Below are 4,559 nucleotides of genomic sequence, written 5' to 3' on the forward strand. Positions count from 1 at the left end.
CTGCTGCTGGATATGTTTGGGTTTATAGACCTGCAAACCGGAAATAACCCTGTCGGCAATCCCGCTATCATCATCGATAAACGCCACCGGACGCATGACTCGCCCCATCCGCAAGGCAGCAACCAGCTGGTTACCGGCTGCCCCCGCGCCGTAAATGGCGACTTTCGGCAAACCATCGTCACGACTGGTAAACGGAACGTGCTGGGCAGCACTGAACCAGTCGCCCAAAAAGTATTGACGCATGGCCAGACGAAGCCCGCCGATCATGATCAGACTCAACCACCAGTAGTTGAAAATGATTGAGCGTGGAACGACGTTTTGGTGATTGCTGTACCAATAAACAACTACGCCAAGAATCAGCGACGACAAGCTGACCGCCTTGATGATCGCGATCAACGCATCGTTGCCGAAGTAGCGCATGACTGCGCGATACATGCCAAACCGGATAAACAACGGGATTGCAACGATCGGGGCACTCAAAAAAAGCCAGGAATGGACGATCAGTGGATTGACCATATCATCAATGCCAAGGCGAACCAGAAACGCCAACCACAACGCTGCCCACACGAGAATGACGTCAGCCGTAACCTGAATGAGCCGTTTTTGACGGCGCGACAGCTCAAGCAACAGTTTGCGCAATTTATCCATAACCCCGTCGTACACCTCTAACCACTCCCCATGACCGTGCTTGATCAGTGTACGTCTCCTGACGCACTTGTTACTTCAAATAATCACAAATCAGCTATTGAAGGACTGGCTTTTTCGATTTCACCCGCGTGAAATTTGAGCGCCAGAATTACCAGTGGGATATAGGCGATTATCAGGCCAAGCGCACCATCCAATCCAAAGGACGTCACGCAAAGTGCAACGGGCAGCAACCAACCTACGTTGATTGCCCCGACGGCGAGAGTGACAGGCAAATGCTTGCGATATCGGCGTGACGCAAACTGATAGGCGTGACTACGATGAGCTTCATAAACTTTGTCACCGCGAACCAGGCGACGAATCAAGGTGAAGGTTGCGTCTACAACAAACACCCCCAACAGGATCAGCCAGGCCCAGAGCAACTGCGGTGCAATCCAGGCAGCCTGAATCGAGATGACACCGAGCACCATACCGAGGAATCCGCTTCCAGCGTCTCCCATGAAGATGCGTGCAGGGGGAAAATTCCAGAACAGAAATCCTCCAACCGCCATCGCCAACAGTCCTGGAACCCACATCTGGCTTTCGAATCCATTCAGCCAATAAAGCAGACAAGCACCCAGGCACGCCGAAATCGCTTCAACACTGGCTATACCATCGATTCCATCCATGAAATTGTAAAGATTGAGCATCCAGACAAGATAGACCGCCGCCAGGATGCATCCGAGCCAACCAAGATCCACAGCCCATCCAAACAAGGTAATCGGAGGCAGCCCCCCCAGACAGAACAAGGCCCAGGCGGCCGCACAGAAATGGCCTAGCAAGCGCCAACGTGCTGCTATATGACCATGATCATCCATGAAGCCGACAATTGCGATCAGGCCACCCGCCCCCCCGATAGCGATCAACAGTGGCATGGTTGCCAACTGTGCCCATGCCAGAAATGGCAGCGCCAACAAAAATGCGATGACGATCGCGACACCGCCGCCCCTGGGAGTGGGTACTGAATGAGAACTGCGAGCATTGGGGACGTCGATAATACTTCGCGCCAATGCATAACGACGTAATACCGCTGTCAATATTAAGGAAACACTCGCCACCGCAGGAACTAACCACCAATAGATCATTGTTATTTACTTTCTTGAAAATGTTGTGCTGTAGCCTTCAGTGCGTCATCTGCCGAGACCGGAGGTGTCCACCCCAGCAATGAGCGCGTTTTGCTGATGTCTACCTGCAAGGATCCGCATAACCGGTTTGACAGGGCTTTCCTTCCGAGCAATGTGGCGATGCCGCGCAGGACGCTGGCAGGTATTGGTACAAGCCGAGCCGTACGCCCAAGGGCAAGCGCAATCTTGCGCAGCAATTGAGTGGTGGAAAGATCCTCACCATCACTGACCAGAAAGGTCTGATTAGCGGCCGCCGGATGACCGATACAGGTGACAATCAAATCCACCAGATTGTCCAATGCTACGAGACTGCGGCTGTTGTGAATCGCCCCAAAAGGCAGGGGAATACCTTTATCGAGCCATCGCATCATGCTTTGAAAGTTAGCCTTGACCCCAGGACCGTAAACCAACACTGGCCTTATGATCACGACCTCCATCCCGGTCTCCACGGCCAATTCACGCAACAGCTCTTCGGCTTCCATCTTGGATATCCCGTAAGGATCTGCCGGAGCTGGCGTGTCCTCGGGAGAATACGTGACACCCAAATCGGTACTTTCGCCGTTCACCTTGATGGAACTGATAAATACGAAGCGTCGGACACCTGCAGACGCAGCCTGGCGTGCAAGATTCAATGTACCTTCAACATTGACTCGCCTGAATGCCGCCAAGGGATCGGTTTCGGTATCATTCATCACATGAACGCGAGCCGCGGCATGTATGACCACGTCTACGCCGGTTAGACCGTTTTTCCAGGACGTAGCACCATCGATACTGTCAACGTGGATCGTCGAGACTTTATTCTGAAGTAATTGCGATCCATTACGCAGCGCGGCAATGACAGTGTAGTTTCTTGCGACCAGACACCTTAGCGTCGCGCTACCAACAAACCCTGTTGCACCGGTTAAAAATACGGTCTTCGACATTATTGGGTGGTCCTTCGCAAAGTAGCAACGCGAAACAACTCTTCCAGACGCTCCATAAGTGCAGGTTTGGAAAAGTGGCTCAAATAGTAGGACCGACCGGCACGCCCCATAGTTTCACGTTGAGCAGGGGATGTGGTGGCCAACTCCAAAGTAATCCGCACAAGCCCCTGGACATCACCTGAGGGGCAGGAAAATCCCCCGCCTGACTCTTCGATTACCCGTGCAGCCTCCCCATTGATCATGCCCAGGATCGGCTTGCTCGAAGCCATATAAGCCTGGACCTTCCCGGGAATCGTTTTCTCGAATACATCATTGGTTTTCAATGAAACCAGCAACGCATCGGCACAAGCAAACACCCCAGGCATCTCGCTCAGAGGGTGTCGTCCCAGCAGCAATACGTTGCTCAAGTTTCTTGTCGTGACTTGTTCATGCAACCATTTGCTCATACGCCCATCCCCCACGATCACCCAGCGCACTGCGACTTTGTTCTTCAATGCTTCTGCGGCGTCCAGGATCGCGGGAAAATCCTGCGCTTCGCCTAAATTTCCCGCAAAAACAATGGTGAAGACAGAGTCATCTCGCTGTAGCAAATTTGAAGTGAGCGGAGTGGAGGCCGAAAAGTCATCCTCAGCCCAACTTGGGAAATAAATCAAACGCTCTGGGGTGATTTCCTTGGTGCAATATTGTTTTACGTTGTCGGCAAAACCTTTGGATTGTAAAAGCAAATAATCAGCACGATTGTAGATCGCACTGACCACGCGCCCGACCAAAGCCAACAAGGCGGGCTGACGGAGTACCCCTACAGCCCTCAGAGTTTCCGGCCAAAGATCAAGGACCCAGACAAATACTGGGGCCTTTTTTATCCGCCCTAACACAACTGCGGGAATAGCAGCCATAATAGGAGAAACTGCGTATACGAAAACCGCATCAAACTTTTCATTTCTAAGCTTGAAAACGCCGAGTGTAGAAGCGCTGAGAAAAAAAGAAACGTAATTGAAAACCAGGCTAATACTGCGTTTTCCACGCGAAACTAATGGAACTCTAACTATGCGCGCACCGAAGTAGTTGCTGAAACGCTCAGGACTGGCACTAAATTCCGAATATACCGAACCTTCTGGATAATTTGGCCACCCGGTCAACACAGTGACCTCATGACCATTTTCCGAGAAGGCGCGAACCAGGTCATTGATACGCATATTCTCCGGCCAAAAATACTGTGTAACTATCAGAATCTTTAACTTATTTTCAATCATTCCTGCAGCTCAACTCAGCATTTTTTTGTTTATACAATCAAGCTATTGTAAACAATCCCCATAACTTTATCGGCAATATTCGGCATACGGTACTCAGCGTACCGTAGCCATTACGGATAGTCGGAACTCCATGACATCAATTTTGGAAAGCAGCTTTTCCCAAGCGCCCCCAAAGTTAGGCGATGTCTGGAGTCTGTCAAAAATATGCCTGTTGCGCAATGTGAAACAATCAGGGTTCCAGGCGACGCTGCTGGTAGATCCAGTCGACGATATCGCCATCCGGTGTATAGCCACTGACCGTTTCGCGAAGGAGCTGTCTGACGCGCGAATAATCATCCTGCTCAACGGCCCCAAGCAACTCGGCCAGCTTCAGCTTGAGCACATCCCACGGCAGATGATCCTCGTTGGCGCTCATGATCATTGGATGCCGGGTCGCGCTGACGTTGTCACCGATCAACAGCTCTTCGTAGAGCTTCTCACCCGGACGCAGCCCGGTGAATTCGATAGCGATGTCACCATGCAGGTTTTTTTCCGAACGGACGCTCAGGCCGGACAAATGGATCATTTTCTCGGCC

The 4,559-nt window shown here is 51.6% G+C and carries 5 protein-coding genes; all 5 read right to left on the reverse strand.

Annotated elements, in window-relative coordinates; genetic code table 11:
• Nucleotides 1–648: nucleoside-diphosphate sugar epimerase/dehydratase (locus tag AB4Z35_RS29675; RefSeq protein ID WP_442101114.1), on the reverse strand; the 648-nt coding region annotated here is incomplete at its 3' end.
• A gap of 83 nt (nucleotides 649–731) precedes the next feature.
• Nucleotides 732–1,769, reverse strand: coding sequence for an MraY family glycosyltransferase (locus AB4Z35_RS29680; protein WP_442101115.1), 1,038 nt, complete (start codon nucleotides 1,767–1,769; stop codon nucleotides 732–734).
• Nucleotides 1,770–1,771: 2 nt separating this feature from the next.
• Nucleotides 1,772–2,731 carry a UDP-glucose 4-epimerase family protein gene (locus tag AB4Z35_RS29685; RefSeq protein WP_442101116.1) on the reverse strand — a complete coding sequence of 320 codons (960 nt, stop codon included), beginning with the start codon at nucleotides 2,729–2,731 and terminating at the stop codon, nucleotides 1,772–1,774.
• Entirely contained in the window at nucleotides 2,731–3,984 is a 1,254-nt protein-coding gene (locus AB4Z35_RS29690; protein WP_442101117.1) for a glycosyltransferase family 4 protein, read from the reverse strand. The genes AB4Z35_RS29685 and AB4Z35_RS29690 overlap by 1 nt, the downstream gene beginning before the upstream one ends.
• A gap of 229 nt (nucleotides 3,985–4,213) precedes the next feature.
• Nucleotides 4,214–4,559, reverse strand: a 346-nt coding sequence (locus AB4Z35_RS29695) for a polysaccharide biosynthesis protein (protein WP_442101118.1), incomplete at its 5' end; no start/stop codon positions are given.

Origin of the sequence: Pseudomonas sp. KB_15 (assembly GCF_052114525.1) — a bacterium.
GTDB lineage: Bacteria > Pseudomonadota > Gammaproteobacteria > Pseudomonadales > Pseudomonadaceae > Aquipseudomonas.

Bases quoted from the DNA above. Each gene is read 5' to 3' on its own strand.
- AB4Z35_RS29690 (WP_442101117.1), bottom strand. From the start codon at position 3,984: ATGATTGAAAATAAGTTAAAGATTCTGATAGTTACACAGTATTTTTGG.
- AB4Z35_RS29685 (WP_442101116.1), bottom strand. From the start codon at position 2,731: ATGTCGAAGACCGTATTTTTAACCGGTGCAACAGGGTTTGTTGGTAGC.
- AB4Z35_RS29680 (WP_442101115.1), bottom strand. From the start codon at position 1,769: ATGATCTATTGGTGGTTAGTTCCTGCGGTGGCGAGTGTTTCCTTAATA.